This is a genomic window from Bradyrhizobium sp. 604_D8_N2_3 (assembly GCF_051810765.1).
In the GTDB taxonomy this organism is placed as follows: domain Bacteria; phylum Pseudomonadota; class Alphaproteobacteria; order Rhizobiales; family Xanthobacteraceae; genus Bradyrhizobium; species Bradyrhizobium barranii.
The window spans coordinates 1,770,143-1,790,670 of the sequence record NZ_JBPWPM010000001.1 but is presented as its reverse complement, the minus strand read 5'-3'; the positions used below and the strand labels follow the sequence as shown (position 1 = coordinate 1,790,670).

19 protein-coding genes and 1 tRNA gene are annotated in these 20,528 nt (G+C 63.7%); 8 read left to right on the top strand and 12 right to left on the bottom strand.

The annotated features are described in order from the left end of the window. Nucleotides 1-121: 121 nt before the first annotated feature. A complete protein-coding gene (gene fliI / locus AB7245_RS08355; RefSeq protein ID WP_085403223.1) occupies nt 122-1,447 on the bottom strand; it encodes a flagellar protein export ATPase FliI in 1,326 nt (441 codons plus the stop codon). Nucleotides 1,448-1,878: 431 nt separating this feature from the next. Here fliI and ctrA point away from each other — a divergent pair, with 431 nt between their 5' ends. The 4 genes from ctrA (at nt 1,879) to AB7245_RS08335 (ending at nt 4,795) form a co-directional block, all read left to right on the top strand. Next, nucleotides 1,879-2,580, top strand: a complete 702-nt coding sequence (gene ctrA / locus AB7245_RS08350; RefSeq protein ID WP_008138878.1) for a response regulator transcription factor CtrA — start codon at nt 1,879-1,881, stop codon at nt 2,578-2,580. Between the two features lie 170 nt (nt 2,581-2,750). Then, nucleotides 2,751-3,155, top strand: coding sequence for a DUF350 domain-containing protein (locus AB7245_RS08345; protein ID WP_014497691.1), 405 nt, complete (start codon nt 2,751-2,753; stop codon nt 3,153-3,155). A 1-nt stretch (nt 3,156) separates the two neighbouring features. Continuing rightward, nucleotides 3,157-3,549 carry a hypothetical protein gene (locus AB7245_RS08340; protein ID WP_439034191.1) on the top strand — a complete coding sequence of 131 codons (393 nt, stop codon included), beginning with the start codon at nt 3,157-3,159 and terminating at the stop codon, nt 3,547-3,549. Nucleotides 3,550-3,634: 85 nt separating this feature from the next. After that, complete coding sequence (locus tag AB7245_RS08335; RefSeq protein ID WP_085403221.1) at nt 3,635-4,795, top strand: glutathionylspermidine synthase family protein; 1,161 nt, start codon at nt 3,635-3,637, stop codon at nt 4,793-4,795. 56 nt (nt 4,796-4,851) lie between these two features. Here the strand turns inward: AB7245_RS08335 and AB7245_RS08330 are convergent, their stop codons facing one another. From AB7245_RS08330 to chpT, 7 genes are all read right to left on the bottom strand, one after another. After that, entirely contained in the window at nt 4,852-5,292 is a 441-nt protein-coding gene (locus AB7245_RS08330) for a hypothetical protein (RefSeq protein WP_223153690.1), read from the bottom strand. A 297-nt stretch (nt 5,293-5,589) separates the two neighbouring features. Beyond that, complete coding sequence (locus tag AB7245_RS08325; RefSeq protein ID WP_085403220.1) at nt 5,590-6,462, bottom strand: CheR family methyltransferase; 873 nt, start codon at nt 6,460-6,462, stop codon at nt 5,590-5,592. Beyond that, entirely contained in the window at nt 6,459-7,652 is a 1,194-nt protein-coding gene (locus AB7245_RS08320; protein WP_085403219.1) for a protein-glutamate methylesterase/protein-glutamine glutaminase, read from the bottom strand. Before AB7245_RS08320 ends, AB7245_RS08325 begins: the two co-directional genes overlap by 4 nt. 74 nt (nt 7,653-7,726) lie before the next feature. After that, complete coding sequence (locus AB7245_RS08315; protein WP_007600538.1) at nt 7,727-8,092, bottom strand: response regulator; 366 nt, start codon at nt 8,090-8,092, stop codon at nt 7,727-7,729. A gap of 71 nt (nt 8,093-8,163) precedes the next feature. Further along, entirely contained in the window at nt 8,164-8,637 is a 474-nt protein-coding gene (locus tag AB7245_RS08310) for a chemotaxis protein CheW (protein ID WP_166082010.1), read from the bottom strand. A gap of 27 nt (nt 8,638-8,664) precedes the next feature. Next, complete coding sequence (locus AB7245_RS08305) at nt 8,665-11,448, bottom strand: hybrid sensor histidine kinase/response regulator (protein ID WP_166082008.1); 2,784 nt, start codon at nt 11,446-11,448, stop codon at nt 8,665-8,667. Between the two features lie 195 nt (nt 11,449-11,643). Next, nucleotides 11,644-12,297, bottom strand: a complete 654-nt coding sequence (gene chpT / locus AB7245_RS08300; protein WP_063985400.1) for a histidine phosphotransferase ChpT — start codon at nt 12,295-12,297, stop codon at nt 11,644-11,646. Nucleotides 12,298-12,467: 170 nt separating this feature from the next. On the opposite strand from chpT, the gene AB7245_RS08295 reads away from it, so the two are divergent. Further along, nucleotides 12,468-13,298: a 3'(2'),5'-bisphosphate nucleotidase CysQ family protein gene (locus AB7245_RS08295; protein WP_094183830.1), complete on the top strand. Its 831-nt coding sequence runs from the start codon at nt 12,468-12,470 to the stop codon at nt 13,296-13,298. On the opposite strand, the gene AB7245_RS08290 is transcribed toward AB7245_RS08295, so the two are convergent. After that, on the bottom strand, nt 13,292-13,777 hold the full coding sequence (locus AB7245_RS08290; protein ID WP_085398734.1) for a YHS domain-containing (seleno)protein: 486 nt from the start codon (nt 13,775-13,777) through the stop codon (nt 13,292-13,294). The two genes, AB7245_RS08295 and AB7245_RS08290, sit on opposite strands and share 7 nt — an antisense overlap. Before the next feature lie 139 nt (nt 13,778-13,916). On the opposite strand from AB7245_RS08290, the gene AB7245_RS08285 reads away from it, so the two are divergent. The 3 genes from AB7245_RS08285 to AB7245_RS08275 all read left to right on the top strand — a co-directional run bounded on the left by AB7245_RS08285 (nt 13,917) and on the right by AB7245_RS08275 (nt 16,273). Further along, a complete protein-coding gene (locus tag AB7245_RS08285; RefSeq protein WP_028151234.1) occupies nt 13,917-14,522 on the top strand; it encodes a DUF1134 domain-containing protein in 606 nt (201 codons plus the stop codon). A 220-nt stretch (nt 14,523-14,742) separates the two neighbouring features. Continuing rightward, on the top strand, nt 14,743-16,041 hold the full coding sequence (locus tag AB7245_RS08280; protein WP_085398735.1) for a hypothetical protein: 1,299 nt from the start codon (nt 14,743-14,745) through the stop codon (nt 16,039-16,041). 157 nt (nt 16,042-16,198) lie between these two features. Next, a tRNA-Val gene (locus AB7245_RS08275) sits at nt 16,199-16,273 on the top strand. A gap of 844 nt (nt 16,274-17,117) precedes the next feature. Here AB7245_RS08275 and AB7245_RS08270 read toward each other — a convergent pair. The 3 genes from AB7245_RS08270 to AB7245_RS08260 all read right to left on the bottom strand — a co-directional run bounded on the left by AB7245_RS08270 (nt 17,118) and on the right by AB7245_RS08260 (nt 20,441). Beyond that, nucleotides 17,118-17,321, bottom strand: coding sequence for a cold-shock protein (locus AB7245_RS08270; protein WP_439034190.1), 204 nt, complete (start codon nt 17,319-17,321; stop codon nt 17,118-17,120). Between the two features lie 659 nt (nt 17,322-17,980). Continuing rightward, on the bottom strand, nt 17,981-18,505 hold the full coding sequence (locus AB7245_RS08265) for an HK97 family phage prohead protease (protein ID WP_439034189.1): 525 nt from the start codon (nt 18,503-18,505) through the stop codon (nt 17,981-17,983). Between the two features lie 1,723 nt (nt 18,506-20,228). Then, nucleotides 20,229-20,441, bottom strand: a complete 213-nt coding sequence (locus AB7245_RS08260) for a hypothetical protein (protein ID WP_439034188.1) — start codon at nt 20,439-20,441, stop codon at nt 20,229-20,231. Nucleotides 20,442-20,528: the final 87 nt, after the last annotated feature.

Here is a 20,528-nt window from a genome sequence, read left to right as displayed (position 1 = left end):
CGACTCATACTCCCCAGAAGTCCCCTGGCTGCACGTGGGACGTCACCGGTCTCCCCACAGGCCCTGATAGGGCCAAGACCGGCTCTGCTACTCTGTGAGAGCGGATGATGACCTGACAAAGTTAGCGTTCCGTTTCCAAATCACCGAGGATTTGCGCCAACTGGCGGTAGCCGTCCGCCAGTGATGCATTTTCGTCCTTGCGCTGGCGCAGGAACGCCTCCAGCGGCTCGTGCAGCCGGATCGCCTCGTCCACCTCGGGGCTGGAGCCGGCCCGGTAGGCCCCGAGCCGGATCAATTCCTCCATGTCGGCATAGGTCGCCATCACCTGGCGGGCCCGCTGGATGGTCGGCCAGAACTGCGGATCGGCCGATTTCGGCATGGTGCGGGAGACGGATTTGAGGATGTTGATGGCGGGGTAACGGCCGCGCTCGGCGATCGAGCGCTGCATCACGATATGGCCGTCGAGGATGCCGCGGACGGCATCCGCGATCGGCTCGTTATGGTCGTCGCCGTCGACCAGCACCGTGAAGATCGCGGTGATCGCGCCCTCACCGAGGCCCGGCCCCGCGCGCTCCAGAAGCTTCGGCAACTCGGTGAACACGGTCGGCGTATAGCCCTTGGCGGTCGGCGGCTCGCCGGCGGACAGGCCGATCTCGCGCTGGGCCATGGCGAAGCGCGTGACCGAGTCCATCAGGCAGAGCACGTCCTTCTCTTCATCGCGAAAGTATTCGGCGACCGCGAGCGTCAGATAGGCGGCCTGGCGCCGCATCAGCGCCGGCTCGTCCGAGGTTGCGACCACCACGACAGAGCGCGCCAGGCCCTCCTCGCCGAGGTCGTCCTGCAGGAATTCCTGGACCTCGCGGCCGCGTTCGCCGATCAGCCCGATGACGCTGACCGCGGCATCGACGTTGCGCGCGAGCATCGACAGCAGCACCGATTTGCCGACGCCGGACCCTGCGAAAATGCCCATGCGCTGGCCGCGGCAGCAGGTGAGGAACGTGTTCATCGCGCGCACGCCGAGATCGAGCGGGGCGCCGACGCGCTTGCGCGAATGCGCCGGCGGCGGCGAATTGCGGTATGGCATCGGCGCCGGGCCCTGCGGCAATGGCCCCTTGCCATCGATCGGCTCGCCCAGCGCGTTGACGACGCGGCCGAGCCAGGCCGACGACGGACGCACTTGATTGGCGGCATTGGCGATGACGGCCTTGCAGCCGCGGCGCACCCCGTCCAGGCCGGCGAACGGCATCACGACAGCGTTGTTGCCGGAGAAGCCGATCACCTCGCAGGGAATGGAACGGTTCGCGCCGGTCTCGATCACGAGCCGCGCACCGACCGACATCGCGTGAATGGGTCCGGCCACTTCGACCATCAGGCCGCGAACGCCGACCACGCGGCCATAGATGTTGACGCCGTCGATGTCGCCGATCTGTTCGGCAAGAGCCTTCATCAGGGGCGCGCCTTTAATAAGAGGACCTTCATAAGGTGATCGCCTCCGATCCCGGGCTTCATGGCGAAAGACTTAAGTTTCGCCATATTTCTGAACGGCGCTTAACTTCGTGTTTACCCGCATCGTTAATCATTGCGTCACTGTCTTTGTGACTGAGCGTGACTCCCCTTCAGAAGAAGGCTGAGTCGCGGGAGTCGGTTAGGCCCGTCTCTTAAAGTGGAACTTGAACGGTACGGGGTGACGAAAGCTGCTTCGCGCGCAAGACCTTAGGGCGATTCGACAAAAATTGCACCGGGGGGACTTGCGTTCCAGAATCAGAGTTTGTTAACCATCTGTTGTCAGGATCCGAATCAGTTGTTCAAAGGCGTTTTGTTGAGTGCCGCGAATGCGGCCGACCTGACGCCCAGGAGCGGCGACTATGGGGAACTGGCATGCGCGTTTTGCTGATTGAAGATGACAGCGCCGTCGCGCAGTCGATCGAGCTGATGCTGAAGTCTGAGAGCTTCAACGTCTACACGACCGATTTGGGGGAAGAAGGCGTCGATCTCGGTAAGTTATACGATTACGACATTATTCTTCTCGACCTCAATCTGCCCGACATGTCCGGTTACGACGTGCTCAAGCAGCTTCGGGTCTCCAAGATCAAGACACCGATTCTGATCCTCTCCGGCCTCGCCGGCATCGAGGACAAGGTCAAGGGTCTCGGCGTCGGCGCCGACGACTACATGACCAAGCCCTTCCACAAGGACGAGCTGGTAGCCCGGATCCACGCGATCGTGCGCCGCTCCAAGGGTCACGCCCAGTCGGTCATCCAGACCGGCGACCTCGTCGTCAACCTCGACACCAAGACGGTGGAAGTCGGCGGCCAGCGCGTGCATCTGACCGGCAAGGAATACCAGATGCTGGAGCTCCTCTCGCTCCGCAAGGGTACGACGCTCACCAAGGAAATGTTCCTCAACCACCTCTATGGCGGCATGGACGAGCCCGAGCTGAAGATCATCGACGTCTTCATCTGCAAGCTCCGCAAGAAGCTCGCCAACGCTTCCGAGGGCCGCAACTTCATCGAGACCGTGTGGGGCCGCGGCTACGTGCTGCGCGAGCCGCACGAGCACGAAGAGCGCATTCCCGCCTGATCACTAAGTTTACGTCGCGAGCCCCCGGGGCTCGCTCCTCCCAGCCTGGACCCCGCCGCAAATGGCGGGGTTTTGTTTTTTGGGGACGCCAACGCGGCCTCATCGTCCTTGCGCCATTGAACCGCTATCCTCCCCCCGCCGACGAATGGTCGCTGCACGATGGGGGAACGATGATCCTGCAATCACTGGCCGGCCTGCCCGCCTTCCTGGTTTATTTCTGCACCGGCCTGATCGCGATCGTGGCGTATCTGTTCGTCTACACCCGCATCACCCCGCACAACGAGTTCCAGCTCATCCGCGACAACGAGCCGGCCGCCGCGATCGCGCTCGGCCTCAGCCTGCTCGGCTTCGTGGCGCCATTGGTCAGCGCGATCGCGCATTCGGCCAATGTGCTGGACTGCCTGATCTGGGCGGTCATCGCGTTGATCGTGCAGATCATCGTGCTCTTTCTGGTGAAGGTCCCGGTGCCGAACCTGTCGGCGCGGATTGCCGCAGGCGAGCTTGCGCCGGCGATCTGGCTCGGGCTGTCTTCGCTCGCGGCGGGCCTGTTGAACGCCGCCTGCATGATCTACTGACATGGCCAAACCCTCCAAAAAGGAGTTCGGCAAGCGCCGGCCGGCGCCCGTGGCGCCGCCATCGGGTCCGCCTGTGAAGCGCTCCGGCCATGTCGCGCTGCTGGTGATGGGCACGATCGCGGTCGGCACCACCGCCTACACGCTGATGCCGCGGCAGCACTGCGAACCCTCGCCCGGAGCCGTGCCGGGCCAGATGACCACGACGTGCAGCAGTAGCAGCAGTTCATCGGGCGGAAGCGACGGCAGCAGCTCGCGCTGGTCGTCGCGATCGAGCTTCTTCAGCAGCGATTCCTCGAGCCATTCCTCATCGGGAACCTCTTCGGACTCAGGCTCCAGCAGCGTGAGCCGTGGCGGCTTCGGCTCGTTCGGCCATGGCTTCTCGGGCGGCGGCTAGCGCATGATCCGGAAAAGCGGCCACCGATTTTCCCTCGCGACAAACGCGGAACGCGTTTGCGCGGAGATCATGCGCAGGAAATAACATGCGACGCATCGTCTGCCCCGAGCGCGACGACTGGCGGCAGACCGCCGAACAATGCGGCTTCGCCTTCCACACCATCGACGGCGAACGCTATTGGGACGAGAGTGCCTATTACGCCTTCACGCTCGACGAGATCGAGTGCGGCATCGAGACGCCGACAGCCGAGATCGACGCGATGTGCCTGGAGCTTGCCGGCCGCGTGATCGGTGACGAGCGCTATCTGCGACGCTTGAAGATTCCGGAGGCGTTCTGGAGCTTGATCGCCGAGAGCTGGAAGCGCGACGATCGCAGCCTCTATGGCCGGCTCGATCTGAAGTTCGACGGACAGTCGCCTGCAAAGCTGCTCGAATACAACGCGGATACGCCGACCTCGATCTTCGAGGCTGCGGTGTTTCAATGGACCTGGCTCGAACAGGCGATCGAACGCCGCATCATTCCGGCGCGCGCCGACCAGTTCAACTCCATCCACGAGCGGCTGATCGCGGCGTGGAAGGAGATTGCCGCAGGCCGCCATGTCCATCTCACCGGCACCACCGGCAACGAGGAAGACGCCGGCACGCTCGCTTATCTCGAGGACACCGCGCGCCAGGCGGGGCTCTCGACCAGGATGCTCGACATCGAGGAGATCGGCTGGCGCGACGAGCCTGGCGGCTTCGTCGATCTCGACGACGGCGACATCGCGTTCGCCTTCAAGCTCTATCCCTGGGAATGGATGTTCCACGACGCCTTCGGCGCCAAGCTGATGAGCGCGCCGACACGCTGGATCGAGCCGCCGTGGAAGGCGGTGCTCTCCAACAAGGGCATTTTGCCGCTGCTCTGGGAGATGTTTCCGAACCATCCCAATCTGCTGCCGGCCTTCTTCGAGGACGACGCGCGGGCAGCCGAGCTCGGCAGTTCCTACGTCCGCAAGCCGCTGTTGTCGCGCGAAGGCGCCAATGTCACGCTGGTGTCCGGAGGCATGCCGCTCGACGAGCAGGCAGGACCTTACGGCGCAGAAGGCTTCGTGCGGCAGGCATTGTCACCGCTGCCGAATTTCTCAGGCTTCTACGTTGTGGTGGGAAGCTGGCTGGTGAACCACGAGCCGTGCGGCCTGTCGATCCGCGAGGACGAGAGCCCGATCACGGGAAACCGCTCGCGGCTTCTGCCGCACGCGATTTTGTGAAATGCGCTCGCGACCTCATCGGAACGGGACGCGAGCGCAGAGACTTGCGTGCTTACTCAGGGTGTCTTGACGATGAATCTCCCGTCGTAGAGGCCCGCGCCCTTGAAGCCGGCTTGCGCACTTTCGAAGCCGCCCGTGCCCGTCGCGTTTGCATACGCCCCGGTGCCCGACAGGATTGTGTATTCGCCTTTCGCCCGACCATCCTTGATCGCGCCGGCGTAGCGCGCCGTGATCGAGGATCCGTCGTCGAAGGTGTAGGTGCTGTAGCCGTAGATGGGTCCTGAGCCCTTGATCAGGTCGGCGGAGTGGACGAAGTCCTTCACCGCAACGCGGCCGTCCTTGAAGAAGGCAACGCCAAACATTTTGCCAGACATGACCGTCTGACCTTCGACGTTCGCGACCTCGGTGACCTTTAAGTCCATCGGCTTGGTGACAAGCTTGAATTCGAGGACCTGCTCGCCAGCGAGAGCAGTGGCGGGCAACGAAAGCGCCGCCAACAAGAAATACGAGGCACAAGACATTCGCATGGTATGTCCTCCTCAGTACAATTCATGATGGAATGGAATCCCGCCTCGGTTCGGCGGGACCATCGCCAGCATAGCACAACCGTCAGATGCTGATCAGGGCCGCGATTGCATTGCATCGCGGCACGAGCTCTATTGCGCGGTAGTCGAGTAATCCGCAATGCTCAAACGCGTGTGAAGCGTCACGCACTCTGACGGAACGATATCCGCCAGTTGTTGCCGATCATTCGCGACGACGGCGTTCAGTGAGATTGCCTGTCGTTCGGCGAATCACCTCGCCGCGGCGACCTTCAGCGGCTGCGGCATCAATCCGCCCATCGGACGGCCGGAGCGCGCGGGGTTGAGCTGATAGAGACCGCGGCGCTCGGTGATCGGGCGGAACGCGTCGGTGATGCCGACGACGGATTCGGCGGCGCCAAGCAGCAGCGTGCCGTCGGCTTCCAGTCCCTTCGCCATGCGCTCGAAGATCACGGCCTTGGTGTCCTGGTCGAAATAGATCAGCACGTTGCGGCAGAAGATCACGTCGAACGTGCCGAGATGGGAGAAGTCCTGCAACAGATTGAGCTGGCGGAACTGCACCATCGCGCGAATGTCGGCATTGAGCTGCCAGAGCTCGCCGACTTGCGTGAAGTATTTCATCAGGTGCTGGATCGGCAGGCCGCGCTGCACCTCGAACTGGCTGTAGATGCCAGCCCTGGATTTCTCCAGCACCTCCTGCGACAGATCGGTGGCGACGATCTCGATGCGCCAGCCGGCGAAGGCCGCGCCCATCTCCTTCACGCACATCGCGATCGAATAGGGCTCCTGCCCGGTCGACGAGGCCGCCGACCAGATGCGGAGCGACCTGCGCGCCGCGCGCGCCTGGAGCAGGCCCGGCAGGATGGTTTCGCGCAGATGATCGAACGGGATCTTGTCGCGGTAGAAGAAGGTCTCGTTGGTGGTCATCGCTTCGACCACGTCGGTCGCAAGCCGGCCGTCGCCGTTCCTGATCTTCAACACGAGATCGGGAATGCCGGGCAAGCTCGCCTTGCGGGCAAGCGGCAGCAGCCGGCTCTCGACGAGATACTGCTTGTCGGCGGAGAGATCGAGGCCGGAGCGCTCTTTCAGGAACTTGCGCAGATATTCGTAGTCGACCGGCGTCACGAGCGGTCTCCCGCGAACAGGCGGTTGACCTTGGCGCCGATCTGGTTGAGCGGCAGGATCGCCGCGCAGATGCCGGCATTGGCCGCCGCGCCCGGCATGCCCCAGACCACACTGGAGGCTTCGTCCTGCGCGATCACGTTGCCGCCGGCGGCGACGATGTCCTTGCCGCCGCGCATGCCGTCCGAGCCCATGCCCGTCAGGATCACCGAGAGGATGTTACCGTGCCAGATGTCGATGGCGGAGGTGAACAACGGATCGACCGCGGGCTTGCAGAAATTGACGGCAGGACCGTCGTCGAGCGCGATCGCCGCGTCCGCGCCACTGCGCACGACACGCATGTGCTTGCCGCCGGGCGCGAGGTAGATCCGTCCCGGCTTCACCGGCTCGCCGTCGACCGCCTCGGCCGCCGGCTTGCGGCTCGCGCGCGCCAGGTGCTCGGCGAGAATGGTGGTGAAGGTCGGCGGCATGTGCTGGGTGATCAGCACGGGGAAGCGGTCGATCACCGGGCCGAGCTCGGTGACGAGCGCCATCAGCGCCTGCGGACCGCCGGTCGAGGAGCCGATCAGCAGCACCTTCGGTGCGTGGGCCGAGAACGGGCGCGTGGACAGCGCCCCCGACGACGGCGCATGCAGAGCCGGTACGGGCGCGGCGGGCCGCACGACAGCCGGTGCACGTGCAGCCGGCGCCGGGGTCGCGGGCGCCAGCGGCGGGCTCGCGACTGCGGGCCTGCGGCGCAGCCGCGCGCCGAGGTGACGGATCTTCTGGATCAAATCGTGATGAAAGATGTCCGCGGCCGACGCTTCGCGCGTCGACTCCGGCTTCGGAATGTAGTCCGCCGCACCGAGCGACAGCGCCTTGAAGCTGATCTCCGCGTTACGGCGGGTCAGCGTCGAGGCCATGATGATGACGAGATCGCGCTTCTTCGCCAGCAGTTGCGGCAGCGCCGAGATGCCGTCGAGCTCGGGCATTTCGATGTCGAGCACCGCAACGTCGGGATTGATGCGTTCGAGCTGGTTGACCGCCTCGAGCCCGGTGCGCAGCGAGGCCGCGACCTCCATGTCATGCTCGGCACCGATCCAGCGCGAGATCAGACCGCGTATGACGACCGAGTCGTCGACGACCATCACCCGCAGCGGCCCGGCGTCGCGCGACGGACCCGTGGTCGAATTACCTGCGAACGCAACACTCATTACTCACCAACTCAGACTGAAACGGTTCAGTTGAAACAATCGCCGAAGGATCCGTTCAGCCTCCGGATGTTCGCTCAGATAAGTCCGACTTCCTGAAATTTCGCCGTCACGATGTCCTTGTCGAAGGGCTTCATGATGTATTCGTTGGCGCCGGCGTGCAGCGCACGGGCGATGTGCGCGACGTCGTTCTCGGTGGTGCAGAACACCACCTTGGGCTGGTCACCGCCGGGCATCCGCCGGAGATGGCCAAGGAATTCGTAGCCGTCCATGACCGGCATGTTCCAGTCGAGCAGCACGGCATCGGGCAAGCCGCGCTTGCAGGCCTCCAGTGCCTTCTCACCGTCCTCGGCTTCGAGAATCTGGAAGTCGAGGCCCTCCAGGATCCGGCGCGCAACCTTGCGGATGACGCTGGAATCATCAACGACGAGACAAGTGCGCATGTGAACCTCTGCTTCCTACCCCCTTGTGGGGGTACTTCCATTGCGAGTCCGTCGGCGGCGATGCCGCCGTATCAGGCCGCCATCATCTCGGGCGCGAGCTCGAGGACGCGATCGACGTCGAGGACGACCATGAGCTGGCCGTCGAGGCGGTGGACGCCGCCGGCGAGCTTGGCCATGCGGGGATCGAGGTTGACGGGGTTCTCTTCCATGCCGGCCTCGGCAAGCCGCAGCACCTCGCCGATCTGGTCGATCAGGAGGCCGTAGGATTCACCGCGCAGGTCGACGCCGACCGCCATCGGGGCCTTGCCGTCCTCGGGCTTGGGCAGGCCGAGCCGGGCGCGCATGTCGACCACGGTGACGATGCGGCCGCGCAGGTTCAGCACCCCCGCGATCTCGCGCGAGGACAAGGGAACGCGGGTGACGCGCTCGGGCATGAACACGTCCTGGACCCGGGAGATCGGCAGGCCGAACAGCTGGCCGCCGATCATCGCGGTGACGTATTCGACCATGGCGCCTTCGCCGATCTGCGTCTTCTTGTTGCTCATAGCGGTATCTCCTGATCCCCAGTGCCGTTACGCCGCTGCCCGGCTCAGCTCGGAGGCGCCGGCGGCGCCCGCGGTCTGTTCCTTCAGCGCCGCGATCAGACCGGGACGGTCGAACTTGGCGACATAGTCGTGGAAGCCGGCCTGACGGCCGCGCTCGATCGCCGCCGGCGACACCAGCGCGGACAGGCCGATGATCGGCATCGCGCCCAGATTGGTGTCGGAGCGGATCACTTCGGCGAACTCGAACCCGTTCATGTCGGGCATCTCGATGTCGGTCAGGACCACGTCGAAGCTCTGCGCACGCAGCGCAGCCAGGCCCTCCTGCGCGGTCGGCGCGGTGCGGACGCGGTAGCCGGCCGCCTTCAGCACGGGTGCCAGCATGTTGCGGAAGAACGCCGAGTCGTCGACCAGCAACACCGACTGCGAGTGCTGCGACGGCTTCATCTCCTTGCGGGTGAACCAGTCGGCGAACGCCATCGGCAGGAAGTGGCCGACGTCGATCACTTCGGTGGCCTGGCCCTTGATCACGGCCGAGCCGAGGATGCCGGAGGCGGAGCCGCCGACCTCGATGTTGAGCCGTTCCTCGACGATGTCGATGATCTCGTCGACGACGAGGCCCATGGAGCGGCCGTCGTCCGCAAACACCAGGATCGGCTGGGCGCCCTGGCTGGCGATGGTGACGCTCTCCATGGCGACGAGCGGCATCAGCTGCTCGCGGTACTGCACCATGTAGCGGCCGTTGCTGAACTCGATCTTGTCGGCCGGCAGCTCCTCCAGGCGGGTGACGAGCCCGAGCGGGACCGCCTTGGGCTGGCTGGAGCCAGCGCGGAAGACGAGCAGCGAGGTGGTCTGCTCGCCCGATCCGATGTGATGCGCGCCGTTCTCGTCGCCCATGTCATGGGCCGAGGAGCCGGCAGCACCCAGCGCCTTGGCAATGCCGTTGGGATCGATGATCATGATGACAGCGCCATCGCCCAGAATGGTGTTGCCGGAGAACATGTCGATGTGACGCAACTTCGTCGACATCGGCTTCACGACGATCTCTTCGGTGTGGAACACGCCGTCGACGACGATGCCAAAGGTCTGGCTGCCGACTTGCGTGACCACGATAAAGCCGTTCTCGGGATCGCTGGCGGCGCCGTCGTCGATCTTCAAGAGCTTCTTGAGGTGGATCAGCGGCAAGAGCTTGTTGCGCAACCTGAGGACAGCGGTGTCCTTGATGCGCTCGATGCGGTGCTCGCTGTTGGCCCGCGCACGGACGAGCTCGACCACCGAGAGCTGCGGGATCGCGAAGCGGTCGCCGGCGGCTTCGACGATCAGCGCCGAGACGATGGCCAAGGTCAGCGGGATCTTGATGGTGACGGAGGAACCCTCGCCGGCCACCGACTTGATGTCGATGGTGCCGCCGATCTGGTCGATATTGGTGCGCACCACGTCCATGCCGACGCCGCGGCCGGAGACCGAGGTGATGGCGGCCGCGGTGGAGAAGCCGGGCGCGAAGATGAACTTGTGGATCTGGGCTTCGCTCATCTTCTCGAGCTCGGCCTCGGTGACGAGACCGGAGGAGATCGCCTTGGCCTTGATCCTCTCGGTGTTGAGGCCTCTTCCGTTGTCGGCGATGCAGATGATGATGTGGCCGCCCTCGTGATAGGCGGACAGGCGGATGGTGCCCTGCTCGCCCTTACCGGACGCGAGCCGCTCGGCGGGGGTCTCCAGGCCGTGGTCGGCGGAGTTGCGCACCATGTGGGTGAGCGGGTCCTTGATCAAATCGAGCACCTGGCGGTCGAGCTCGGTGTCGGCGCCGTGCATCTCCAGCTCGATCTGCTTGCCGAGTTCGCTCGACAGGTCCCGGACGATGCGGGGCAGCTTCTGCCAGGCATTGCCGATCGGCTGCATGCGCGTCTTCATGACGCCTTCCTGCAGCTCGGCGGTGACGTTGGACAGGCGCTGCAACGGCACCTTGAACTCGGTGTCCTCGTTGCGGCGGGAGATCTCCAGCAGCTGGTTGCGGGTCAGGACCAGCTCGGAGACCATGGTCATCAGATGCTCCAGCGTATCCACGTTGACGCGGATCGACTGGTTGGCGATGCGGTCGCCCTCGGCGGCGCCCTCGTCGGCCATCGACTTCTTCGGCGCGACCTTTTCCTTGGCCGGCTTCGCAGCTTCCTTGGCGGCGGGCGCCGGAGCTTCAGCAGCCGGCGCGGGCTCGGCCTTGACGACGGGGGCCGGCGCTTCGATCGCGGTCTCGCGGAAGGCGCGCTCGAGCTCGTCGAGCGAGACTTCGCCCGGACGCAACGGGCGCTCCAGGGTCTGATCGATCAGCGAGCCCTGCGTCATCTCCTTTGCGGGCGCAGGCGCAGCAGCAACAGGGGCTTCAGGCGCCAGTGGCGGAGATTCGGCGACAGGAGCAGCGGCCCCAGCGGCCATTGCCGCCATGCCCTGCTCGACCATCGCTTCCAGCTTGTCGATGAGATCGCGGTCGGTGCCCTCGGGCTCGGCTTCGGTCGCCTCGAGGCCGGCAAGGATCTCCTTGATGCGGTCGATCGAGGACAGGATCACCGTGACGGCCTGTCCCGTCACCGGCATGCCGTCGCGGAATTTGCCCATCAGCGTCTCGCCGGCATGTGCCAGCGCTTCAAGCCGCGGCAGTCCGAGGAAACCGCACGTGCCCTTGATGGTGTGGACCAGGCGGAAGATGTTATCCAGGATCTTGGCGTTGTTCGGCTCCTGCTCGAACTTCACCAACTGATTGTCGACGGTGTCCAGGCTCTCGCTGGTCTCCGTCAAAAACTCCCGCAACAGATCATCCATGAAAACAGGCCTTCATACAGGGAGGGCGCGCACGACTTGTGATGCGCCATTTCGGAATGGGGCCAGCTTCACCGCAAAGCGTTTAATAATGGTTGAGTATGTGCAAAAGAACGGAACCAACAAAGAGATAAGGCGCTCCGGACAAGCCGAAGCGCCTCGTAAAGATTCGATTAACGTTTGAGGGCCGCGGCGCGCCTACGACGCGGTGATGGTGATGGCTTCGCCCTCGTGCGCGAGCCGCACGGTGAGCCCGCAAGCCTCTGCCAACAGCCGCGTATAATAAGGCTGGATCGCGTGCGCATCCGCGGCCGGGCCGCGCTCCCCGCTCAGGAGTTCGGAGATGTTCTGCGGCAGGCGCGCATTATGACCGGTCGCGGTGACCCGGAAGCTCATGGTCTCGCCGTCACCGATCGGATCGATCGTCAGCATGCCGCCGCGCGGGATCGTGTGCTGGGAAACAACCAGCATATTGAGCAGCAGCTTGACGCGATTCTTCGGCAGCAAGAGCCGCGGCAGATTCCACGTGATCGAGCACTTGCCGTCCTCGATATGGCCGCGCGCCATGGTCTGGGCGTCGCCGAGGTCGATCTGCGCGCCGGACGAGCCGGCCGCGCCGAAGGCCAGGCGACAGAACTGGAGGCGGGCGGAGGCGGTTTTCGCGCTCTTGCGGATCAAATCGAGCGCGAACTCGCGATCCTCGGGCTTGGGATCGTCGTCGAGCACTTCGAGCCCATTGACGATGGCGCCGACAGGGCTGATGAGATCGTGGCAGACCCGCGAGCACAGGAGCGCGGCGAGTTCGAGCGCATCTGGAGCGGTAGCGGTACCGGGTGACGAAGCGTCAGACATAAAGGGTTCCTGGAATTGCACGGCGCGGACGCGGCGAATCACGCATGCTTGACGAATGCCGCAGGTTCTAACATTCGCAAGCCCGTGGCAGCTAGCTTGCGATCGGCTCGAAGCGGCCCTAAAGCCGCAGCGAATCAGTCGAGTAGGATGGAATTGCCGATGAATGAGGCATGCAGGTGAAGCGGATCATCGACGGCCCGGCCGCCTCCCACCTGATGGAGCCGCTCACTGCGCTGGTGGTGAAGGCGGGCGAAGCGATTCTCGCGGTCAACCGCGCAGCGATGCGGGTCGACGGCAAGCAGGACGGCTCGCCGGTCACCGAGGCCGATCTCGCCGCCGACCGCATCATCGCCGACGGCCTGGCGCAGCTTGCGGGCGACGTGCCGACGCTGTCGGAAGAGCGGACCCAGCTCGCCTCGCCGCCATTCCGCGACAGCTTCTTCCTGATCGACCCGCTCGACGGCACCAAGGAGTTCGTCGCCGGCCGCGACGAGTTCACCGTCAACCTCGCCCTTGTGACCGAAGGCGTGCCGTTGCTGGGCATCGTAGCCGCGCCCGCGCTCGGTCTGCTCTGGCGCGGCATCGTCGGCCGCGGCGCCGAGCGCGTCAGTTTTGACGGCACGAGCATCGGTGCTGCCGAACCGGTCCGCACCCGCACGCTGCCGACGCAGGGCGAGCCCTGGATCGCGGCGGTGAGCCGTTCCCATGGCGACCTCAGAAGCGAGGCGTTCATCGACGGCCGGCCCAATGCGGTCAGGAAGACGGTCGGCTCGGCGGTGAAATTCGGCCGGATCGCGGAGGGCAGCGCCGACATCTATCCCCGCTTCGGACCCACTTGCGAATGGGATGTCGGGGCGGGCTGCGCGGTCGTAACGGCGGCCGGCGGCAAGGTCACCGACGGCAAGGGTGGCGAGCTCCGATTCGGCCAGCGCGGCGACACCGGCTTCATTATCCCGGAATTCATCGCCTGGGGCGATCCGCAGGCGGCGGACCGCTACTGACTGAGCTGTTCCTGGAGCGCCGGCCAGCGCTTGCGCACCTCATAGAGGAAGCGCTCCGGGTCGGCGGCGAAGGCATCGCGGTTGGCCTCCCGGCTGAACAGATAGAGCCGCTGCGCCGAAATCACGTAGAAGCGGGGATTGGCGGCGACGGCGACGCCGCGGGCGATGTCGGCCGGATCGTAGCCGCCGAACTGCGGTCCATAGATCTCGGGATGGGCCAGGAAGGACGCCCGGTTGCCCTCGTTGCGGAAACGCCAGACCGCGCCCCAGAGGTTCGCCTCGAACTCGGCCGTCCCCTGCACGGCCGCGCCATCGACGAAATAGGATACTGGGTCGAACCCCTCGATCGCCACGCCGCTGAAGCGGTTGACGACGATCCGCTCGGTGGTGGCGGCCTCGGCCGGCAAACCTGCGCAAGCGATCCAAATGCCGGCCAGCAGGCAGACCAGAAAGCGGATCAAGGCGATTCCGGGGCGCAAAGGGCTATCTTCCTGCCGTTGTGCCGTCATAGTTGCTGCGGATAACATCCGAGTCGAGGGGACATCCGGCGCAACCTAGAGCCGTGCCTGTTGGCGTCAGGTTAAGGAAGCGGCGGGATTCGATACCAGGGGTTCTTTTATGACTTTCGCATCACGCCTTGCTGCGGTCGCGCTTGCCGCGCTGGTCGGCTGGATCGTCCCGGCCTCCGCCCAGCAGCCGCCGCCGCCCAATTTGCCGCCGCCGCAGCGGAGCCCGTCACCCAGCACCTATGGGCCGGACGAGCTCGTGACCGCCGGCCACCGCTTCTTCGGCAACGTCTCGCGCGGGCTCGCCTCGATCATCGAGAAGGCCGTCAGCCAGTGGGGCCTGCCCAACGGCTATATCCTGGGTGAGGAAGGGTCCGGCGCCTTCGTTGCCGGCCTGCGCTACGGCGAAGGCACGCTCTACACCAAGAACGCCGGCGACCTGCGCGTCTATTGGCAGGGCCCCTCGCTCGGCTTCGACTGGGGCGGCGACGGCGCGCGCACCATGACGCTGGTCTATAACCTGCCCGCCACCAACGCGATCTACCAGCGCTTCGCCGGCATCGACGGCTCGGCCTATATCATCGGCGGCTTCGGCATGACGGCGCTCACCGCCAACAACATCGTGCTGGTGCCGATCCGCTCGGGCCTTGGGCTGCGGCTGGGCGCCAATATCGGCTATTTGAAATTCACCCCGCGCGCGACCTGGAACCCGTTCTAAAGCGCGATCGCGCTTTAGATTGTTGTTCGAGCATGATCTTTCCGGAAAACCGTTGCGCACTTTGCGCTGACGCGGCCCTTCGGGTCCGGATCATGCTCTAGGGCTCCCTCCTCCGGTCCGATTCCGGATTCACGTTAACAACAGGGCGGGGCTGGCTTTTTGCCGGCCCGCCATGCATTGTCTTTGGTAAATTTTTCCTTGCTTTCGGAGTTCTGGCCCCATGGTCGAACCGATCATGTACCTGGCGATCGGCTTCCTGCTCTCGATGCTGTGCGGGCTTGCCATCGTGCCGCTGGTGCATAACCGCGCGGTCCGCCTGACCACGCGCCGGCTCGAGGCCGCGACGCCTCTGTCGATGGCCGAGATCCAGGCCGACAAGGACCAGCTCCGGGCCGAATTCGCCATGTCGGCGCGGCGGCTCGAGATGAGCGTCGACCAGCTCAAGAACAAGACCACGAGCCAGCTCGCCGAGCTCGGCAAGAAGAGCGACGCTATCAACCGCATGAAGATCGAGCTCGGCGAGAAGAACGCCACGATCTTCGCGCTGGAGGCGCGCGAGAAGGCGGTGAAGGAACAGCTCCGCGCCACCGAAGAGGAATTCAGCGCCAAGACCGAGGCCCTGCGCGCCGCCGAGAATGCGCTGACCGACAAGCAGGGCGAGCTCGCAAAAATTAATTCCGAGCTGTCCGACCGCTCGATGATGGCGGAGAGCCGGCAGGTCGAGCTGGTCGCGGTGCGCGCGCAGATAGAGAACTTGAAGAATCGCGTCGGCGACGCCGAGAAGGAATTTGCCGCCACGCAGGCGCGGCTGACGCAGGAGCGGACCGAATCCGAGACCGCCTCCCGCGAGCTCGGCGATGCGCGCGGCCGTGTCGAGAATCTGAGCCAGCGCGTCACCGAGCTCGATCGCCAGCTGATCGTGCAGGTGAAAGAGGCCGAGATGCTGTCGGGCCGCGTCGCCGATCTCGAAGGCCGCCTCGCCACGCAGGGCAAGCTGCTCGCCGAGCGCGACTACGAGAACAACCAGCTCCGCCAGGCCAACGAGGGCAATGATCGCATCATCAAGGAGCTGCGCGTCGAGATCGCCGGCTTGAGCGGCGGCAAGTCGTCGGCGGCGTTCGAATCGCTCCGCGCGGAAAAGACCGCGCTGGAGGAGCAGCTGCGCACCGCGCGCGACGAGCGCGCCAAGCTCCAGCGCGACATCAATGCGATCCAGCAGCAGGCGGAGAGTTCCTGGGCGACCGAGCGCATGGAGAATGCGCTGCTGCGCGAGCGCATCAACGACATCGCAGCTGAAGTTGCAAAACTCGCGATGCAGCTCGAAGGCCCGAACTCGCCGATCGAGGCGCTGCTGGCGGCCGAGGCCGGCCAGCCCCCGAAACCGGCGCCGCGCCCGGCCAATGACGCCGCTGGCAATGGCGCGGCCGCAATCACCCTGCCCGAGGGCGGCGGAACGCTCGCCGAGCGCATCCGCGCGCTGCAGGCCCACGCCTCCCGCGCCCGCCAGCAGGGCGCATAAGCGGCCCAAACCACGGTTTCGCCTGCGATTGCGTGATTGACGGAAGGTTTTCCGGCTTCGAGGCGCCTGGAAACTTGACACCTTTGGCCCGCACTTCTAAATCGCGGGCTCCGATGTGCCGGCCGGCCGAAAGTCCGGCCGTCGGCATGATGGTCCCGGGCGCATAGCTCAGCGGGAGAGCGTTCCCTTCACACGGGAGAGGTCCAAGGTTCGATCCCTTGTGCGCCCACCATTTAGCTCTTTCGATCAGATACTTACCTATGCAATTCCCCAAGCATGTGCCCCCAGAAAGCCGGGGCACAACAGGGGCACTAATCGCCCGGCTCCGCCTTTCTGAAGACCCATCGAGAGATTGGCCGATCCATTCCGATGACATCCGTTGGACAGCATCGTTAAATGACACTGACCAATAGAGCCCTGAAGCTAGCTAGTAGGGCGTTCGACGACATCTCGGCCTTTGTGTAGGCGCGTTTGTTGAAGGGATGGGTGACGGTCTGATTTATGGGATTGTGGGCTTGGCGCCGCGGCGAACGGTTTCGCCGCGCAAGTTGTTGCCGTCATGCCCTTTGTCAGCGAGGAGCGCGCTAATGGGTGTGGCGCGAGCGCCAGGCCGCAGCAATATCGGCATCCGGGCCTGGAGCCAGATCCAGGAGGACCGGGCCGGCAGAGCGTATCACTCAGCGCATAGCGTCGTCCCGTCCTCATCCAGAGATCGGTTCGATTCCGCTACGAGCGCCAAAGCTTCTGGCAAATTCAATGCGTTAGGGTCGAAATCGGCTAACCCGGTTTTTGGGGTAGCCAAACTGTCCATTGCCATCTGCGCCAGTATACGTCTCGATCTCGGCCAAGTTCTCGTGGTCCGTTTCGCCCGAATCTGGGGCCGGGTGCAGCCTGCCTCAGCCGAGTCGAACACAGATGGCGTGCCGCAAGCCATGAGGGCTGGAATCGTTCGGCTTTCCGGTCTTTATGGGCGCCGGTGCGTTTGCAGTTTGTCGCGCCCTTAGCGCTCCGGTCCTTGTCCCACTTGGTCGGCAGGAAGGTCCGCTGGTTGCGCGGGATGTCTTTGATGTGGTGGCTCAACCGATCCGTAGATTTTCCGCTGAGTCTTTTCCGCGATTGTTCACGATGTCGAAGCTGACTTTGGCGCCCTCGGCGAGAGAAGTGAAACCGGCTTTTTCAACAGCCGAGATGTGAACAAAAACGTCCTTGCCGCCATTGTCCGGTTGGATAAACCCATACCCCTTTGTCGGGTTGAACCACTTTACCGTCCCCATAGCCACGTAACTGCTCCACTTTTCAAAAACGAAAATTAGTGCCCGAATTCCGACAAAAGGAAGGCAAGTTGCGGTCGCGAGCCGATAGACCGCACGCTGAGTTAGTCGCTATGCCCCGAGTCACGTAGATCCAAATACCGAATGTGAAGCGTGAGCGGTTGCTTGGAACCGTCTAAGAGCACACGTACCCGGTTGCTCGTAGCGCCCAGGCCAAGGACAATGCCGAGCCTGCCGGACAATCTTCGACCGGCCGCCTCAGCCAATACGATGCGACAACCCGGTGCCACCCTATCCTTGATGAGGGACAATTCTGAAAAGGGCGGACAAGACTTGTGCTCGGACATGCAGGCGAAAATATCGTAAAATTGGCCCAAATGAAAGCCGCGCAGGCTCGAAGGACACAAACCGAAACAACGAATGGTACCTTCGATCGAATATCCTCATTGGTTGATGTTGGCGGGAGCCATCTTTGTGCTGGCATGATTGGTCGGAGGGGCGGTTGAAAGAAGCCGCCCCCCACGTTGACGCGGGAGAAGTCGTAATCCCTAAAGGCTGATCAACCAGCCCTCGAACCGGAGGCGAGTGCCAGCGAGGAACGGCCCCAAGCCAAGCCGACGATGTGATGCCGACGGCGGGGGCGCTCGGGGTGCACGAGATCGCGCCCCTTACAAGGGCGCGCGCTTTCGGCAGCAGTGTTTGGGCAATTTGGCCTCAACTTTTGAATGGGAGAGACGCGCGAAACGGGGCGCGGGCACGCATCTTCGCTTCAATGCAACGTTTGGCTGCCATACCGTTGCGCGGCTGATATGAGCCGAGCTTGCGTCACCGTAAGCACGCCAAATGACGAGGCTAATCTCGTAAAGCCTTGCCTCTGTGATCAGCCGCCTGGGGACGGCGCCGCTGTCGTCCCACTCCTCAACGATCGGCGTGAAGCTCACACTGACTTCCGTGACCGTGCCGTTGCCGATGGTTGCTAATGCCTCCTGCCCTAGGGGCGCATTGGAAGTCGGGGTCAACGAGTAGTAAAGGCCGATATTGTCGGACCTGAGGGAGAGCGTGCCCTTCGATACCCTCCCTGTGGCCTGCTTGGATCGTGCACCCAGAGCGCGGCAACATCTGGATTTCGCGCGAGGTGCTTGTCGAATGCACGTCTCGCAAATCTCTCTTCGAACACAGCCGCACAATCCCACGCTGATTCCACGAAATCGGAACGCCGGAAAATAGTATCAGCCGATTTCGCTGCAATGCGTCTTTGGCGTTTCGCTTGCCTTATCTTGCGCGCAATCACGGCTGGTGAGTCCGAGCATTCGGAGTGTCGGTCTTCGCCAGGCAACTTGACACTGCGGCGGATTGGCTCTCAGTCCGCGACCTCAGAGACGCGTTCGGATCCCTTAGACTGACCTATCCAACTTTCCCATCGCGCCTATCGCCAAGAAAATGCGGAATACCGACTGTAGATAACATCTTCGCGGTCAAGATCGTCAAGCAATTCATCCTGCGACTGACGGGCCGTTTCTACCTCGGTCAGCAACTTGCACAGGAGACTGAGGCGGCGATCGTATTCAGATCGCAGGGTTGCACAGACTATCGCGCTGGCTCGGCCGCGGGGTTCTTCGATAGGACGTCGAAGGGTTTCCTGCGCGGCCTCGATATTGCCCATCTCGGTGGCAACTTCACGCAGACGCGCCGACAACAGGGTCAAGCCATCCGGACTATCGCCTAGTAGCGCAGCTACGCCAGGCGAGAGACCCTGACCGCCGCGGCCTTTTTAGCTTCGATTTCGCCGCCTAGTTTAGAGCGCTCGCTCGGCATTCAGCTCCGGTAGCGATCGTTCAACGCTTCGCGTTTGGCTACCAAGCTAGCGTAGGTTAGATCCGACTCCGCCAAGCTCGGTACGCGAAACACGTCGGCGCATTTTATCTCCAAAGGTGCCAGTTTAGAAAAGATCCTTCATCAAATTAATGAACCACTCGCCCTTCAACTCGGTGCGGCGCCTGTTGATGCGAGGCCAACTGTTCTGGCAGAACGAATCGCGTTACCGTCCATTCCGGAGGGTGCGCTAAGAGCTCCCGCCAACCGTGCACGAATTCAAATCGATCGGCGCGAACGTCGTCACGGCATCGGCCGTCCCGCTGACTGCGATTTCGGGATTTCAGTTCCAGATATTCGAGCGCTAGCGCGGAATGCTACCGGCTGTGTCAGCCGACAGTACCGCCCTGCTGGTGTCATTCCCGCATACGCGCGCGCATGGTCCACGGGTTTGTTCAATTTCGGCGCGCTCATGAGCGTCGCCAACAGCAGCACACGTCTGGCTGGTCCAGTTAGGGCGCAACGGCAGGCGCGCCGCAGGGCATTCCTGCAAGCGTCTGCTGATGTCGGCTACTGCGTGAACGCGGGAATCCAATATGCCGCTCGATGGCGTCGAGCGAATTGTTGAGCGTGCAGCCGCTTGGCGGCCCGCTCCACTCCGGCCGGGAAAAAAGGACGCCGGGATAGAACCCGCGCGAGTTTGCACGTCACCTCGGGATTCAGCATCCCTACAACTCAATACGGTCCGAGTTCAGGATAGGAACGCGCGTCTACAAAGACATCGACGGTCAGTTCAGAAACTTCACAGCGAGACGGCGCTCATCACGCCACACAACGGAGCAATCAATATCCAAGCCAGCACCTGGTACACGCAGGCCGAAAGCCGCGGGCACGAAAGGCGCGTTATCGATTTGGACGATCGCAGAGGAATCCGTGAGGTGGCGGACCTTGCACCGCACAGGACTGCCGTCCACCAATATCTGCGCAGCATAGACGTTACGTCGCCGCTCGTTCGTCACGTCTCGCATTCTCCCCCGCTCTAGCGCGCGGGAGATATTGATCGACGATTCCAGTCTCAAATGAGGCTAGACCGTGGTTTCATTGCTAGGCCGGGAGCTTTTTCTCAAGCGCGGCCGACGCCGCCAGGGCCAGATCCTCCGTTGCCACGGCCTTGGGCTCACCGGCTTTGCGATCGCCCCAACCGTTCGCAGCGGCGATGCCGCGCGCGGTCAGGCCATCGAGAGACTCCTCAAGCACATGGAAGTGTTCGCCAAGCCCCGCCCTCATGTTCGGCGCGTCCAGCCCGGCGATCAGCACATCCTTGAGGGCCGCCGCAGGGCGACGAAAATGCCGGGCGTCGCGGTGACGTTTCGGTGCGGGCGATAGCCCATGAACTCAGTGCGC